We start from the raw sequence: 15,228 nt of genomic DNA, 5'->3' as shown, positions 1-15,228 counted from the left end.
GGCGTTGCCCGCTAATTTTGCTCTGGGCTGCACTATCGCGCAGTCAGGCCGCCAGATGCTCCGCGCGTAGAGCGCCCATCAGTTCATCCCAATGGCCGGGTCCTCCGGCAAAGATGTCTCGTGCCCTGGCGGCGAGTTCGGCATCGGCCGGCAGCGTCTGCTGCCCCCAATTGCCGAGATGGGCCAGGAGTGGCACGAGCTGGATGGCGCTTTCGGTGAGACGATAGGTGACCCTCTGCTTGTGAGCTGGGTCCGCTGCCCGGATGAGCAATCCGGCGTCGACGAGCGCTTGCAGGCGATCTCGCAGGATGTTGGTGGCGATCTTCTCGTCGCTTTCGAGGAACTGGTTGTAGGTTCGTTTTCCGCCAAACATCATGTCGCGCAGGACGAGCAGGCTCCAACGGTCGCCAAGAATTTCAAGCGCGAGGTTGATTGGGCAGCCGGATCGGTTGTGGTTTCGCATGACGTCTTTGTAGGATTTCCACTTGCGATATGCAAGTGCTTTTGTTAGCAACCACTTGCTAAATGCAATTAGTTTGGGAGTGAACAATGCGTAAGCTAGTGGTTTTGATGCAGAGCTCCGCGGATGGGTTTGTTGGGGCCGATATGCCTGTTCCATGGCAATTGTGGAACTACGTGGAACACTGGCCATGGGACGCGGCGCTGCGCCAAGAGTTCAACGACACGCTGGCGGCGGTCGATACGATACTGCTAAGCCGGCTGATGGTTGATGACTACGTTGCGCACTGGACCAGTATCGCCGAGCTCTATCCCGCAATGCCGGACTTTGCCTTTGCCCGGCACATTGTCGAGGTGGAAAAGGTCGTGCTGACCGACACGTCGTTTGTGCCGCGTTCGGAACGGACCCGAACGGTCAGGGGGTCACTGCCTGAAACGATGAAGGCGCTCAAGCAAGAGCCAGGCCGGAACATCATCACCTTTGGTGGCGTACGCCTTGTTTCGGAGCTTCTGGCAGAAGGGCTCGTGGACGAACTGCAGCTCTATGCTAATCCGGCGGCCTTGGGCGGGGGTGAATCGATTTTCCGTGACGGCGCGCGTCAGCTCACCCTCTTGGGGTCACAGAGCTACGATTGCGGAATCGTCGTCAATCGCTATGCGCCGGGCGCGCTGCTCTAGCAAACAAAAAGGCCGGGTCACGTGGACCCGGCCTCATCATCGCGCGGAAGGGTGGCTTACGCCATGGCCTTCTGCAGGTTCTGGTCGATGGCGTCGAGGAAGCCCAGGGTCGACAGCCACGGCTGATCGGGGCCGACCAGCAGGCTCAGGTCCTTGGTCATCTTGCCTTCTTCGATCGTGTCGACGGTGACCTTTTCGAGCGTCAGCGCGAACTTGGCCAGGGCCTCGTTGTCGTCGAGCTTGGCGCGGTGGGCGAGGCCACGGGTCCAGGCGAAGATCGAGGCGGTGGAGTTGGTCGAAGTCTCCTTGCCCTGCTGGTGCTGGCGATAGTGACGGGTCACCGTGCCATGGGCGGCTTCGGCTTCCACGATCTTGCCATCGGGAGTGGCCAGGACCGAGGTCATCAGGCCGAGCGAACCGAAGCCCTGGGCCACGATGTCGGACTGCACGTCGCCATCATAGTTCTTGCAGGCCCAGACGTAACCGCCGGACCATTTGAGGGCGGAGGCAACCATGTCGTCGATCAGGCGGTGCTCGTACCAGATCTTCTTGGCCTCGTACTTCTCCTTGAACTCGGCGTCGTAGATTTCCTGGAAGATGTCCTTGAAGCGCCCGTCATAGGCCTTGAGGATCGTGTTCTTGGTCGACAGGTAGCAGGGCACGCCGCGGTCATAGGCGTAGTTCAGCGACGAATACGCAAAATCACGAATGGAATCATCGAGGTTGTACATGGCCATGGCGACGCCTGCGCCGGGCGCCTGGTAGACTTCGTGTTCGATGACCTGGCCGTCTTCGCCAGTGAACTTGATGGTCAGCGTGCCCTTGCCAGGGAAGCGGAAATCGGTGGCGCGGTACTGGTCGCCAAAGGCATGGCGGCCGACGATGATGGGCTGGGTCCAGCCGGGCACGAGGCGCGGCACGTTCTTGCAGATGATGGGCTCACGGAAGATCACGCCGCCCAGGATGTTGCGGATGGTGCCATTGGGCGACTTCCACATCTTCTTGAGCTTGAATTCCTCGACGCGCTGCTCATCGGGGGTGATGGTGGCGCATTTGATGCCGACGCCGTGCTTCTGGATGGCATGGGCGGCATCGACGGTCACCTGGTCGTTGGTGGCGTCGCGGTTCTCCACGCTCAGGTCGTAATATTCGATTGGCAGGTCGAGATAGGGATGGATGAGCTTGTCCTTGATCGCCTGCCAGATGATCCGGGTCATCTCGTCGCCGTCGAGATCGACAACCGGATTGGCGACTTTGATCTTGCTCATCGGAAATATCTCCCTGGATTCCGCTTCTTGGCCATCTGGCCTTTCGGCGTGCCGTATAGCATCGGCGGGCGAGAGCGCAAAGCGGGCAAAAGGCAAGGGGGCATGCCGGTTGACATCGTGCATATGCACGACTACCTGAGTGACATGAAGGACGATTTTGACCTCTGCCTGGTGCTCAATACGCGCATGGCGGCCCGTGCGGTAACCCGCCGTGCCGACCAGAAGCTGCGCGCTTTCGGCGTCACGGCAGCACAGTTCAATATATTGGGGGCGCTATCGGCCCATCCCGGCCGCTCGATCACCGAGACGGCCAATGCGCTGGCCATGGATCGCACCACCCTGTCGCGTAACCTGGCCCTGCTCGAGCGCAAGGGCCTGGTCACCAGCGCCCCGGCCGGACGTGGCAATGGTCGGCTTGGCACTCTCACTGATGAGGGGCGCAAGACCTTCGACGCCATCGTCCCCGAATGGCGGCGCTCGCAGGCCGAGCTACGCGAAGCGCTCACCGACCCGGATTTCCTGACTGTCATCGCCGGCCTGCGACAGTTGTCCGGGCTGTCGTGACATGACCTCGCCGCAATCTACCGCAATTCACACCGTGCATATACACAGGACACAGCCATGTTGAAGCCCGATCCCGCCGATCCCATCGTTGTCACCGGCATGGGCGTCGTCAGCCCGCTGGGCGTCGGCGTGCCCACAATGTGGAGCCGGCTGACGTCAGGCAAGAGCGGCATCGTGCACAATGATCGCTTCGACACCGAGGGGTTCGGCGCGACCATTGCGGGGCTGGTGCCGGCAAAGCCGGCCGATCCTGACGGTTTCGACCCTGCCGACTTCATCGATGGCAAGGAAATCAAGAAGATGGACCTGTTCATCCAGTATGCCATCGGCGCGGCGCATGAGGCGCTCAATCAGGCCGATTGGCACCCGACCTCGGCCGAAGACCAGGCGGCGACAGCCACCATCATCGGCTCGGGAGTCGGCGGTTCGCCTGTCATGGCCAAGGCGGTTGAAGTCATCCAGACCAAGGGCCCGCGGCGTCTGTCCCCGTTCACCGTGCCGTCCTTCCTGGCCAATCTGGCGGCCGGGTGGCTTTCCATCCTGCATGGCTTCCGCGGTCCGATCGGGACCCCCGTAACGGCTTGCGCGGCGTCGGCTCAGGCGATCGGCGACGGCATGCGCCTGATCATGACGGGCGAGGCGGAGGTCGCGGTCGTTGGTGGGGCCGAGGGCTCGGTCGATCCTATCTCGCTTGGCGGATTCGGCGCTTCGCGCGCGCTTGCCACCACCTTCAACGACCGGCCGGACCAGGCTTCTCGTCCTTTCGACAAAGGCCACGACGGTTTCGTGCTGTCGGAAGGCGCTGCCGTCCTGGTCATCGAGAAGCTGAGCCATGCCAAGGCTCGCGGCGCGACGCCGCTGGCCGTGCTTGCCGGCTACGGCACCTCGGCGGATGCCTACCACCTGACATCAGGCTCGCCTGATGGCGCCGGCGCACAGGTCGCGATGCGCAACGCCATCGAGATGGCCGGCATCGACCAGGCGCAGATTGGCTACGTCAATGCCCACGCCACCTCGACCGCGGTTGGCGACGCTGCGGAACTCGCCGGGATCGGCGCGGTATTCGCCGGTCGGGGCAAGGACCTCGCCATATCGTCGACCAAGTCCGCGACCGGTCACATGCTGGGCGCGGCAGGCGCCATGGAGGCCGTCATCTCGATCCTGGCGCTCCGGAAGGGCCTGCTGCCGGCGTCGATCAACATCGTGGACCCGATGGAGGAGGCCGCGGCATTCGATCTCGTCGCTAACCAGCCCAAGGCCAAGGCAGTGGACTACGTGCTGTCCAATTCCTTCGGCTTCGGCGGGGTCAATGCGGCGCTGGTTTTCGGCAAGGCTCCGGCTTAGGCGCTACTTGGCGGGCAAGGTGTCGACAAAGCTGCGGGCCAACTCGATCCAGTCAAGCAGCACCTCGTCGTCCTCCAGCATGTCGCCGGTGACCTCGACGAAGCCTGACATGGTCCTGGCGCCCATGGTCATCGGCCGGGCGCCGGGCAAGGCGAGAGCCTCGTCGTAGCGTTCCTTGCCAACCCGCACCAGCAGGCCGCCGTCCTTCATGGGGCAGACCAGCATATTGCCGTGAAGCATGAAGGCGCGGCCGCCGAACATCTTCTGCTCGGCAATGGCCGGGTGCGCGCCCAGATGGGTGCGGATGCGATCGGATAGCTCGTCAGAAGCAAGGCTCATCGGACAGCTCCCTGTCGATAGGTTTGGTGCTGGGGCAGGTGATCGGCGATCAGGTCCCAGGCTTGCCGGCTGCGGGCAAAGATCAGTTGATTTGGCTCATACCAGTCATTCTGCCCGGCAAAGAACCCCACCGCGACCATCCGGATATCGGGTGCCCGAGACGAGTGGCCATAGAGGGGCGTACCGCATTCGGGGCAGAAGTATCGCGTGAAGGTAGCGCCCGAATCGCTTGGCCGGTCGAATGATTTGATGTCTCCGGCCACGGCCAGAGCTTCCGCCGGCACCAATGCGACGCTGGCATGTCCCGAGCCGGTCGCGCGCTGGCAATCCAGGCACGAACACATCAGCATCGAGACGACCGATCCGCGCACCGACATCTGGACGCGGTCGCAGGCGCATCGTGCCGTGACATCGATGGTGGGGCGCTTGGTGCTGCTCATCAGGCGAGGCTGGCACGCAGTTTCTGCCCAGGCAAGGGCCACCTTGCCATTGCGTGCCGCACTGGTGACACTATGGCGCAACCGGAGGAGGCATGGCGCTTTACCCTGACTATCCCATTCGTACCGAGAGACTGCTGCTCCGCCCCTTCACCCGCGGGGACGTCGACGCGGTCTTTGCCTATCGACGCCGGGAAGATGTCGCGCGTTACCTGTTCGACGTCGCGCTGAGCCGGGAAGAGTGCGCCCTGGCCGTGCAGCAGCGGATCAGCCAGGTGGCGCTGGAAGCGGAAGGCGACAAGATCATTCTGGCGGTCGAGCTGGCGGAGAGCGGAGCGCTTATCGGCGAAGTTTCGCTGATCTGGCGAAGCGTCGATGCGCGGCAGGGCGAGGTCGGCTGGATCTTCGACCCGCAGTATCACGGCCATGGCTATGCTACCGAAGCCGCCAATGCCATGCTGGACCTGGCGTTCGGACCGGGGGATATCCATCGGGTAGCCGCCCGCTGCGACGTGCGGAACGAGGCATCATGGCGCCTGATGGAGCGGCTGGGTATGCGCCGTGAGGCCCATTTCCGGGAGCACGCGCTGTTCAAAAGCCAATGGGATGAGGAGTTCATCTATGCGCTGCTCTGGCAGGAATGGCGGGCCCTGCGGGCCGGCTAGAGAGCGATTTTAGGAACAGAAAACCGACATCCAAAGAGAAGGATATTTCAGGCCAAGCCAGGAACCTCCTGATTCCCGTCACGTTGTGCGCGTGGGCCAGTTCTGGTTAGGGAGCGCAATCCATGTCATCTCTGTCATTGCCGATCGGGACGGATCGGCTCATCCTGCGGACGTTCGAGCGCGCAGATCTGGATGCGCTCGCCGCCTATCATACGCTGCCCTCCATGCAGCGCTATGTGTTCAGCCGAACGCGGGACGTGGCAGAAGTGGCGGGCGCCCTCAACATCATGCGCAGTCATGTGAGCCTGCAGCGACCCGGCGATACGCTGACCCTGGCCATGACACGCCAGGGCGACAAGAAGCTGGTGGGACATGTGTCCCTTCACTGGTCGGACGCGACCGCCGGGCAGGGCGAGGTGCGGTTCTGCATCAACCCGGCCCATGCGGGGCAAGGCTATTGCCGGGAAGCGGTCGGCGCCGTGTTCGACCTGGCCTTCGATCATTTCCGCATCCACCGGGTCTTCATGCGCAGCGATGGACGCAACCACCATTCCATAAAGCTCATGCAGCAGCTGGGCATGCGGCTGGAAGCCCATTACCGCGAACATGCCCTGTTCCAGGGCGAGTGGGACGAGGAACTGCATTTCGCCATTCTCGATCGCGAATGGCAGCGTTCCGCCAAGGTCAGTGACCTGCCGCCACGCCATCGCGTCGCCTGAGGGCGCTATTCGCTGGTCGCTACGCACCCATTGGCTGTGCTATGTGCGCTCGACCTGAAGATTGAGCGCCATGGCCGGAACCGACACTTCCATCAAAATCGAGCTGCTGCCGTCTCCGGCGGTGATCCTGTGCGAGCCCCAACTGGGCGAGAATATCGGCACGGCCGCGCGCGCCATGGCCAATTTCGGCCTGTGGGACCTGCGCCTGGTTCGCCCGCGCGATGGCTGGCCCAATGAGAAGGCCGTGGCGGCCGCCTCCAGGGCTGACCACGTCATTGAGCGGGTTCGGGTCTTCGACACCCTGGAAGCGGCGATTGCCGATCTGACCCTGGTACTGGCCACCACTGCGCGCTCGCGCGATCTGCAGAAGGAGGTCATCGGTCCGGACGAAGCGGCGCAGCGGATGGCCGCGCAGGTCGCCGCGGGCAGGGGCGTCGGCCTCTTGTTCGGCCGCGAGAAATGGGGCCTGCTCAACGAGGAAGTGGCGCTGGCCGATACCATAGTCACCCTGCCGGTCGAGCCGGCCTTCGCCTCGCTCAATATTGCCCAGGCTGTCTTGCTGCTGGCCTATGAGTGGCGCCGGCATAGCCAGATGGGCGATAAACTGCCGTTTTCCGCCGCGATGGCTGACGTCGCCCCGCGGGAAGAGCTGCTCGGGCTTTTCGGGCACCTCGAATCGACCCTGGACGGCTCCGGCTTCTTCACCGCACCGGACAAGCGGCCGACTGTCATCAACAACCTGCGCACCATGCTGGAGCGCGGCAAGTTCACCAGCCAGGAAATTCGGACGCTGCGGGGCGTCATCTCCTCCATCGATCGCCGCCACGAACGCCCCAACCCCAACCGGCAGAAGCCGCAGAAGCAAGAATCGACCGAAGAGTGAGTCACACCTCTCTCCCTCCCACCGGCCGTCACCCTCGGGCCTGAACCGAGGGCCCTGCACTTCACGAGCTCCAGGCAAGTGTAACGCCCTCGGGTCAGCCCGAGGGTGACGATCGCGTTTTTGGCTGACCTCAGCGGGTTCAGGATGCGTCATCCCCGCGAAAAGGTCACATTTGGCAACGGCGCAGGTCTCGGGGGCATTCCGGCTTTGACTGTGCCCCACCGCCATGGCACTTCCGTTGCATGAGCACCGCCGCCCCCACCGAGCCGTCCCGCGTCGCTTTCACCTATATCGGCTTTCGCTTCTTCTGGCTGACCACATTGCTGGTCAGCTTTGCCGTACAGATCATGTCGGTATCGATCGCCTGGCAGATCTACGACGTGACCGGCAATGTGTTCCTGCTGGGCCTGGTGGGTCTGTCGCTGTTCCTGCCGTCGCTGCTGCTGATGCTGGTCACCGGGCTGACGGCCGACCGCTTCAACCGGCGGGGCATCATGGCGGTCTGCCTCAGTGTGGAACTGCTCTGCGCGCTGGGCTTCCTCGCCTTCGTCAATGCCCAGGCGCATGAGGTCTGGCCGATCTTCGGCATCCTGATCATGCTCGGCGTCGCCCGGGCCTTCTGGGGGCCGGCCGCCCAGTCGCTGGCGCCCAATCTGGTGCCGCCGGAGGCGCTGAGCAATGCCATCACCGTCAATGCCTCGGCCTGGCAGATGGCCTCGATCCTGGGTCCGGCCGCCGGTGGCCTGCTCTATGGCATCGCTCCGACGGTCGCCTTCGGCACCGGCGCGGCTCTGTTGATGATTGCGGTGGTCTCCGTACTGCTGATTCCCAAGCCGGTGCAGCGCCGGTCGCACCAGGCGACCAGCCTAGAAACCATCTTTGGCGGCTTTCGCTACATCTTTTCCAACAAGGTCGTGCTGGGCGCTATTTCGCTCGACATGTTCGCCGTGCTGATGGGCGGCGCCGTTGCGCTCTTGCCGGTCTATGCCAAGGATATCCTGCATGCCGGCCCGCAGGAGCTTGGCCTGTTGCGTGCCGCGCCAGGGATCGGCGCCATCGCCATGGCGCTGGTGCTCACTCGTTTCCCCATCCGCGATCATGCGGGCAAGCTGCTGTTCCTGTTCGTCGGCCTCTTCGGTCTCTTCACCTTCATCTTCGGCCTGGCGACGACGGTGTGGATTTCGATTCCGGCGCTGGCGCTGGTGGGCGCGGCCGACATGGTCAGCGTCACCATCCGCGAGACCATCATGCAGCTCTGGACCCCCGAAGAGGTGCGCGGCCGCGTCAATGCCGTCAATTCGGTGTTTATCGGCGCTTCCAACGAGCTCGGCGAATTCCGCGCCGGCACGGTGGCGCATTTCATCGGCCCCGTTGCGGCGGTGGCCGTGGGCGGCATCGGCGCCATCGTGGTCGCCATCACCTGGAGCATCATCTTCCCGGGCCTGCGCCAGCAGCGCTCGCTCGACCACAGAATGGTGGTCGATGGTGCCGCCGAGCCGCCGGCCAAGCCGTAAATCCGGTGCGCCGCTTGACTTCGCGGCGACCCGCTTATATGACGCGGCCACCTATACGGACCTCTGGTCCATAGGCGCACCCGGGATCTCCTGAATTTTTGGGATCTGTCGGCCACCCGCGAGGGCGGCAGAGGAGGGCGCGATCCATTTCAACTCGCGCTGGCCGTAGGCCATGCGCCAAAGAAGGATACGCGATGTCGAAGCGTCATTCAGCCAAGTACAAGATCGATCGCCGTCTCGGCGAAAATATCTGGGGTCGTCCGAAGTCCCCGCTTAATGCCCGCGCCTATGGCCCCGGCCAGCACGGCCAGCGCCGCAAGGGCAAGCTCTCGGACTACGGTCTGCAGCTCCGCGCCAAGCAGAAGCTCAAGGGCTACTACGGCTCGATCACCGAAAAGGGCTTCAAGAAGCTCTATAACGAAGCCGCTCGCGTCAAGGGCGACACCGGCGAGAACCTGATCGGCCTGCTCGAGAGCCGTCTGGACGCAATCGTCTACCGCGCCAAGTTCGTTGCCACCGTGTTCGCCGCCCGCCAGTTCGTGAGCCATGGCCACATCCTGGTCAACGGCAAGCGCGTCAACATCCCGTCCTACCAGGTCAAGGTTGGCGACAAGGTTGAAGTGCGCGAGCGCTCCAAGCAGCTCACCGTGCTGATCGAAGCCACCCAGCTGGCCGAGCGCGATGTTCCGGACTATGTCGAAGTCGACCACAACAAGATGACCGCCACCTTCGCCCGCGTCCCGGGCCTGTCGGATGTGCCCTATCCGGTCCAGATGGAACCGAACCTGGTCGTCGAATTCTACTCGCGCTAAGCGAAGTCTGATTGCAGAATTGGAAAGGGCCGCCCCTCGGGGCGGCCCTTTTGTTTTGTGCTGTGATCCATGGTCCTGTCGGCAGGTCTGAACTCCTCACCCGCCCCTGCGGGTCGAAACTCCCCCTCAGGGAGAGGTGACGAGTGCCCGCACCGTGACGGTCCCTCAGAACTGCGCCGGCTGCCTGGGCACGTCGTCGCTGGTCGGCGCGGCGGCCCAGGATTGCAGGTAGATCGGGTCGTCATAGTCGTTGGCGGCGATCGCGTTGGGCGGAATATTGGCCTCAAAGGCGCGCAGACGCTTGAAGACCGAGATCAGCGAGATGATCGTGGTCCAGGAACTTGCGAGGAACTTGAACGAGTCCTCCACCTGTCCAAAAGCATTATTGATCTGCTGGAACAGGCCGAGCGTCAGAGTGCCCCCGACGATGGACGGAGCCATGGCGATCAGCGGCACGAAGTTGGACCCCTGCAGGTAGGCGTAGCGGGCGATGTTGAAGTAGAGGTAGTGCCGGTACAGGCGGAAGTAGTTGTGCTGCATGTTGATGAACAGCTGCCGCACTGTGACCGGCTCGGCGCGGTCGCCATGGTCTTCGCCGTAGACCAATTCCTTGCGGAACGCGGCTTCGACGCGCTGGTTGTCGAATTCGAGGCCCGGCAATTTCCAGCCGACAGCCGCCAGCAGCACGGTTCCGAAGGCGGACGACACCAGCGCCACCCAGACCAGGCTGCCATTCACCGCGCCGATGAACGGCAGTTCTGTGATGTTGGAGGACAGGTCCCACAGTAGCGGCAGGAAGACGATCAGCGTCATCACCGAGGCGACGAGCGAAACCGCGAGGCCTTCCACGATATTGGCGAAGCGCTGGGTATCTTCCTGAATACGCTGGGAGGCGCCTTCAATGTGGCGCAGATGCTGCCAGTGGCTCTGGTAGAAGAAGGTCATGGCCCGGCGCCAGCGGAACAGGAAATGTGCGATGAAGAAGGCGTTGATCACCAACACGGTAATGTTGGGGATCAGGACATAGGCCACGGTCCAGATTTCGCCGAGGAACTGCTCCAGGGTCACGGTGCCCGGCGTCGTCAATGCCGTCTGGATGAGGTTGTAGAACTCGCCGTACCAATCGTTGAGCCATGCGCTGATCTGCACGTTGAAATAGACGATCTCGATGATCGTCACGCTTCCCACCACGCTCCACCAGTACCAGCGCCGATTACCGCCGATCCAGTACCAGGGGATGCAGAACAGGTAGCCTGCCGCCAGCACATACTGGTAGAGCCACACCTTGTCGGACGAGAAGAAGGGTTCGGGGTTGGCTTCCGTTGCCGGGATGCCAAGCCAAGGGCCCAGGCTCAATACTGACTGCAACTGGCTGCCGACGGTGTACCAGGCGACCATGACCACTGCGAGCCAACAGAGAGCCGCGGTGAAGAATATGCGTGGATTGGGAAAGAAGGATCGAAACACCACGTGACTCCTGGGTGCCGGGGGATGGCGTCATCTAACTGTCGCTTTTGGAGTAAAGCAAGGAACGGAAATTAATCTTCGGTAAGGTTTGCGTCCTGCGGTTTTCCTTCCCCTCTGCGGCGGGGGGCGCTATCAGCTACGCCATGACAGCAAAGAGAGTTTCGGCATGAGTGAGGTCATGGAGGCGGCGCCCGGCGCGGCCGACGAGTCCGAGGCCGGCGGCCACCCCATCTATGCCCATGCCCCGCGCAGTGGCGAGTTCAACAAGCTGCGCAAGCGGCTGATCCGCAACACGCGCGAGGCGCTCGACAAGTTCGCCATGGTGCGGCCGGGCGAGAAGTGGCTGGTTGCCCTCAGCGGCGGCAAGGACAGCTATGGCCTGCTGGCGCTGCTGCTTGATCTCAAATGGCGCGGCATGCTGCCGGTGGAGCTGCTGGCCTGCAATCTCGACCAGGGCCAGCCGAACTTTCCCAAGCATATCCTGCCCGAATTCCTGGCCGGCCTCGGCATCGCGCACCGCATCGAATATCGCGACACCTATTCCATCGTCACCGACAAGCTGCCTGTCGGCGCGACCTATTGCTCGCTGTGCTCGCGGCTGCGGCGGGGCAATCTCTACCGCATTGCGCGGGAGGAGGGCTGCACGGCGCTGGTGCTCGGCCACCATCGCGACGACAGCCTCGAAACCTTCTTCATGAACATGTTCCATGGCGGCCGGCTCGCGGCTATGCCGCCGCGCCTGCTCAATGACGAGGGCGATATCGAGGTGCTGCGCCCGCTGATCTACTGCGCCGAGGACGACCTGCAGCGCTTCTCCGACGCCATGGCCTTCCCGATCATCCCCTGTGATCTATGCGGCAGCCAGGATGGGCTGGAGCGCAATGCCATGAAGGCCATGCTCAATGACATCGAGAAGCGCATGCCCGGTCGCAAGGATGTCATGATCCGTGCGCTCGGCAACATCAATGCCAGCCATATGCTGGATACCCGGCTCTTCGACTTCGCCGGCCTGTTCGACAAGAGGACGCAATCTTGAATTTTGACGTGATGGCTCTGGCCAACATCCTGCGCGATGCTGCCCGGGCCGAAGCCTTGCCGCGCTTCCGCCGGCTCGACGCCTCCATGGTCAGCACCAAGACCGAGGCGATCGACCTCGTCACCGAAGCCGATATCGCCACCGAGAATGTCATCAAGGCGCGGATTGCCGAATGGATGCCCGAGGCCCTGTTCGTGGGCGAGGAATCGGTCGCTGCCGATCCGGCTTTGCTGGGGCGGCTGGCGACAGCCGACCTTGCCGTGGTCGTTGATCCGATTGACGGCACCGCTAATTATGCGGCCGGGCTGCCGCTCTTTGCCTGCATGGCGGCGGTGGTGTCGGGCGGCGAGACCATTGCCGGCATCATCTATGATCCGATGGGCGATGACTGGATGATGGCGGAAAGAGGCAGCGGCGCCTGGCTGCGCCGGTCCGATGGCGAGGCAGTGCGCCTGCAGGTGGCCGCGCCGCTGCCGCTGGCGCAGATGGTGGGCTGTGCCTCGGTGTCCTATATTCCAGAGGCTGTCCGCGCCGGCGTGCTCGCCAATCTGGCCAAGGTGCGTGTCGTCTCCAACTTCCGCTGCGCCGGGCACGAATACCGCACTCTGGTATCGGGCCATGCGCAGTTCGGCTGCTGGAACAAGCTGATGCCGTGGGATCACCTGGCCGGCACGCTGATGAGCCAGGAGGCCGGCGCCTATGCCGCGCGGCTCGACGGCGGGCCCTATCTGCCCCACCACGTCGATGGCGGTCTGCTGGTGGCGGTAGACAAGGCCAGCTGGGAGGAATTGCGGCGGGAAGTGTTTGTGTTTTAGGGGATACCCCCTCCTAACCTCCCCCTGATAGGGGGAGGAACAGATCGAGTATGAGGCACTACCTCGCCAGAACCACCGGCCGGATTCCTCCCCCTATCAGGGGGAGGTTAGGAGGGGGTACTCCGATGCCGAGGGTACTCATCCCACCAGCGCCCCAGCCGCCGCCTCCAGCGCACCCGGCCCATGCTCAATCCCCAGCGCCTGCATGCCGGCCTCCATCGTCGCCAGCACGCCCAGCGTCATATGCGCATTCACATGCCCCATATGGCCCACCCGCAGAAAATCCTGATAGGCCGGCTCGGTCGACAGGGCCATGCCCAGGCCGATACCCAGCGTTACCCCGGCTTCCGCTTCCAACCAGCGCCGCAGCGCCCCCGCCCCACCATCAGGAATTCTGGCCGCCGTGACCGACCAGCCGCGCGAAGCCGGGTCGGCCACGTTGAGCGCAATGCCCGTGTCCTTGCTCCAGGCGTCGAACGTCGCCCAGACGGCCTTGGCCAGCCGATGATGCCGCGCCCACACCTGCGGCAGACCTTCCTCATCCAGCATCATGGTCAGCGCCTCGCGCAGGCCATAGAGGTGATGCGTCGGCGCCGTGCCGCCGAAATATTGCCAGAACTCGGTGCCGGTGCCGCGTGGCTTCCAGTCCCAATAGGGCGTGACCAGGTCGGCGCGCCTGGACGCCTCCAGCGCCTTGTCGGAAAACCAGATGAAGCCAAGGCCCGGCGGCAGCATCAGACCCTTCTGGCTGGCGCCGACCAGCACGTCGATGCCCCATTCATCCATGCGCAGCTCGTCACAGCCCAGCGAGGCGATGGCATCCACGGCCAGCAGTGCGGGATGGCCCGTGCTGTCGATGGCGGCGCGGATGGCGGCAAGATCGTTGCGTGCACTCGAGGCCGTGTCGACATGGGTCACCTGCACGGCGCGGATCTCACGGGCGACATCCGCCCGCAGGGCGTCGGCGATGCGCTGGGGGTCGGCCGGGCTCGACTTGCCGAAATCGATGATGTCGACCTTGACACCCAGCCGCTGCAACCCCTCGGCCCAGCCATGGCCGAACCGGCCGGTGGCGGCCAGCAGCGCCCGGTCGCCGCGCGAGAACATGTTGCAGTTGGCGGCCTCCCAGGCGCCGTGGCCATTGGCGATGTAGATCGCGACATGCTGGCGGGTCATCGCCACCCGCCGCAGGTCCGGGATCAATGTCCCCACCATGTCGACGATTTCGCCTTCGTAGATATTGGGCGCCGACCGATGCATGGCATTGAGCACGCGCTCGGGCGAGACGGAGGGGCCGGGTATGGCGAGATAGGTGCGGCCGGTGGTGATGGGCATGGTGGGCTCGATCGGAAAGGAGGGCAGGGCCATCAGACCGGACTCGCCGGTTCCGATCAATCGCATTCGGCTTATGGGAGGTATCAATGGGGGTGATGCGGCGCCTCCATCCGCCCCCTTGTCACGACTCATAAGTCTGTGCTTATGTGATGCCATGAGCGATGTCGATATTTTCAAAGTCCTGGCCGATCCAACCCGCCGCGCGGTGCTCGAGCGGCTGGCATCGGCGGAGATGACCGCCACCGAATTGCGCGAGGGGTTTGCCATTTCCCAGCCCGCCATGAGCCAGCATCTGGCGGTGCTGCGGGGGGCAGGGCTGATCAGCGAGCGCCGTGAGGGGCGCTATGTCAATTACCGCGTCGACGCCACGGGTATGGCGCCGCTGCACGAATGGCTCGCCCGCTATCGCGCCTTCTGGCCCGGCCGCATCGACGGGCTCAAGGACCTGCTCAAGGAGATGGATCAATGACCGACATGGATGCGCTGGTGTTCGAATGTGCGCTCGATGCGCCGCCCGAAAAGGTCTGGCGGGCGCTGACCATCCCCGAATATCTCGAACGCTGGCTGAAGCCCGACCGGGACCTGGACCTGGCGGTGGTGACGGCCGAGGAGAACAAGAGCCTCACCTATCGCTGGCGGGAGGCGGGGCAGGGCGCCATAACGGGCATTGAAGACAGCCTGGTCACCTTCGAGCTGACGCCGACCACCGATGGCGGCACCTGGTTCAAGCTGACCCACGCGCCCATGGCGGCGCCCGTGGCGGCGAACCGCAACGAGCCGATGATGATGGCGGCCTGACACGGCCCGGGGCCTCCTCACCCGCCGGACCGCACCTCCCCCTTGATGGGGGAGGCTGGGAGGGGGTGACGGGAGCCCCGATATCGGGGCCAAAC

The 15,228-nt window shown here is 63.7% G+C and carries 18 protein-coding genes; 12 read left to right on the top strand and 6 right to left on the bottom strand.

Annotated features, from left to right (window positions below; all coding sequences use genetic code 11):
• Positions 1 to 43: 43 nt before the first annotated feature.
• Positions 44 to 550 (bottom strand): helix-turn-helix domain-containing protein, encoded by a 507-nt coding sequence (locus IH615_RS18325; RefSeq protein ID WP_291364171.1) that lies wholly within the window; start codon positions 548 to 550, stop codon positions 44 to 46.
• On the opposite strand from IH615_RS18325, the gene IH615_RS18320 reads away from it, so the two are divergent.
• Entirely contained in the window at positions 550 to 1,137 is a 588-nt protein-coding gene (locus IH615_RS18320; RefSeq protein ID WP_291364169.1) for a dihydrofolate reductase family protein, read from the top strand. The genes IH615_RS18325 and IH615_RS18320 overlap by 1 nt on opposite strands.
• A 56-nt stretch (positions 1,138 to 1,193) precedes the next feature.
• Here the strand turns inward: IH615_RS18320 and IH615_RS18315 are convergent, their stop codons facing one another.
• Positions 1,194 to 2,405, bottom strand: coding sequence for an NADP-dependent isocitrate dehydrogenase (locus IH615_RS18315; RefSeq protein WP_291364167.1), 1,212 nt, complete (start codon positions 2,403 to 2,405; stop codon positions 1,194 to 1,196).
• 102 nt (positions 2,406 to 2,507) lie between these two features.
• On the opposite strand from IH615_RS18315, the gene IH615_RS18310 reads away from it, so the two are divergent.
• Complete coding sequence (locus IH615_RS18310; RefSeq protein WP_291364165.1) at positions 2,508 to 2,969, top strand: MarR family transcriptional regulator; 462 nt, start codon at positions 2,508 to 2,510, stop codon at positions 2,967 to 2,969.
• A gap of 57 nt (positions 2,970 to 3,026) precedes the next feature.
• Positions 3,027 to 4,313 carry a beta-ketoacyl-ACP synthase II gene (gene fabF, locus IH615_RS18305; RefSeq protein ID WP_291364163.1) on the top strand — a complete coding sequence of 429 codons (1,287 nt, stop codon included), beginning with the start codon at positions 3,027 to 3,029 and terminating at the stop codon, positions 4,311 to 4,313.
• Between the two features lie 3 nt (positions 4,314 to 4,316).
• Here the strand turns inward: fabF and IH615_RS18300 are convergent, their stop codons facing one another.
• Both IH615_RS18300 and IH615_RS18295 read right to left on the bottom strand, forming a co-directional pair.
• The gene (locus IH615_RS18300) at positions 4,317 to 4,652 is read right to left on the bottom strand and encodes a TfoX/Sxy family protein (RefSeq protein WP_291364162.1); all 336 of its coding nucleotides are present in this window, start codon (positions 4,650 to 4,652) and stop codon (positions 4,317 to 4,319) included.
• A complete protein-coding gene (locus IH615_RS18295; protein WP_291364160.1) occupies positions 4,649 to 5,092 on the bottom strand; it encodes a GFA family protein in 444 nt (147 codons plus the stop codon). The genes IH615_RS18300 and IH615_RS18295 overlap by 4 nt, the downstream gene beginning before the upstream one ends.
• Positions 5,093 to 5,184: 92 nt before the next feature.
• On the opposite strand from IH615_RS18295, the gene IH615_RS18290 reads away from it, so the two are divergent.
• From IH615_RS18290 to rpsD, 5 genes are all read left to right on the top strand, one after another.
• Positions 5,185 to 5,754: a GNAT family protein gene (locus IH615_RS18290; protein ID WP_291364158.1), complete on the top strand. Its 570-nt coding sequence runs from the start codon at positions 5,185 to 5,187 to the stop codon at positions 5,752 to 5,754.
• Between the two features lie 122 nt (positions 5,755 to 5,876).
• Positions 5,877 to 6,473: a GNAT family protein gene (locus IH615_RS18285; protein ID WP_291364156.1), complete on the top strand. Its 597-nt coding sequence runs from the start codon at positions 5,877 to 5,879 to the stop codon at positions 6,471 to 6,473.
• Positions 6,474 to 6,543: 70 nt separating this feature from the next.
• Entirely contained in the window at positions 6,544 to 7,356 is an 813-nt protein-coding gene (locus IH615_RS18280) for an RNA methyltransferase (RefSeq protein WP_291364154.1), read from the top strand.
• Between the two features lie 242 nt (positions 7,357 to 7,598).
• Positions 7,599 to 8,870 (top strand): MFS transporter, encoded by a 1,272-nt coding sequence (locus IH615_RS18275; RefSeq protein WP_291364152.1) that lies wholly within the window; start codon positions 7,599 to 7,601, stop codon positions 8,868 to 8,870.
• Positions 8,871 to 9,064: 194 nt separating this feature from the next.
• Positions 9,065 to 9,682, top strand: coding sequence for a 30S ribosomal protein S4 (gene rpsD / locus IH615_RS18270; protein ID WP_291364150.1), 618 nt, complete (start codon positions 9,065 to 9,067; stop codon positions 9,680 to 9,682).
• 165 nt (positions 9,683 to 9,847) lie between these two features.
• Here rpsD and sbmA read toward each other — a convergent pair whose 3' ends face one another.
• On the bottom strand, positions 9,848 to 11,149 hold the full coding sequence (gene sbmA, locus IH615_RS18265; RefSeq protein ID WP_291364148.1) for a peptide antibiotic transporter SbmA: 1,302 nt from the start codon (positions 11,147 to 11,149) through the stop codon (positions 9,848 to 9,850).
• A 166-nt stretch (positions 11,150 to 11,315) separates the two neighbouring features.
• On the opposite strand from sbmA, the gene ttcA reads away from it, so the two are divergent.
• Both ttcA and IH615_RS18255 read left to right on the top strand, forming a co-directional pair.
• Entirely contained in the window at positions 11,316 to 12,185 is an 870-nt protein-coding gene (ttcA, locus tag IH615_RS18260) for a tRNA 2-thiocytidine(32) synthetase TtcA (RefSeq protein WP_291364146.1), read from the top strand.
• Positions 12,186 to 12,196: 11 nt separating this feature from the next.
• Positions 12,197 to 13,000, top strand: a complete 804-nt coding sequence (locus IH615_RS18255) for an inositol monophosphatase family protein (RefSeq protein ID WP_291364496.1) — start codon at positions 12,197 to 12,199, stop codon at positions 12,998 to 13,000.
• Between the two features lie 138 nt (positions 13,001 to 13,138).
• On the opposite strand, the gene IH615_RS18250 is transcribed toward IH615_RS18255, so the two are convergent.
• On the bottom strand, positions 13,139 to 14,368 hold the full coding sequence (locus IH615_RS18250) for an aminotransferase class V-fold PLP-dependent enzyme (RefSeq protein WP_291364144.1): 1,230 nt from the start codon (positions 14,366 to 14,368) through the stop codon (positions 13,139 to 13,141).
• A gap of 121 nt (positions 14,369 to 14,489) precedes the next feature.
• Here IH615_RS18250 and IH615_RS18245 point away from each other — a divergent pair, with 121 nt between their 5' ends.
• Together IH615_RS18245 and IH615_RS18240 are read left to right on the top strand one after the other, a co-directional pair.
• A complete protein-coding gene (locus IH615_RS18245; RefSeq protein ID WP_291364142.1) occupies positions 14,490 to 14,804 on the top strand; it encodes a metalloregulator ArsR/SmtB family transcription factor in 315 nt (104 codons plus the stop codon).
• Positions 14,801 to 15,133 carry an SRPBCC domain-containing protein gene (locus IH615_RS18240; RefSeq protein ID WP_291364140.1) on the top strand — a complete coding sequence of 111 codons (333 nt, stop codon included), beginning with the start codon at positions 14,801 to 14,803 and terminating at the stop codon, positions 15,131 to 15,133. The genes IH615_RS18245 and IH615_RS18240 overlap by 4 nt, the downstream gene beginning before the upstream one ends.
• Positions 15,134 to 15,228 lie beyond the last annotated feature (95 nt).

This window comes from Devosia sp. (assembly GCF_014860165.1).
Taxonomy (GTDB): domain Bacteria; phylum Pseudomonadota; class Alphaproteobacteria; order Rhizobiales; family Devosiaceae; genus Devosia.
This window is presented reverse-complemented; position numbering and strand designations above follow the sequence as displayed.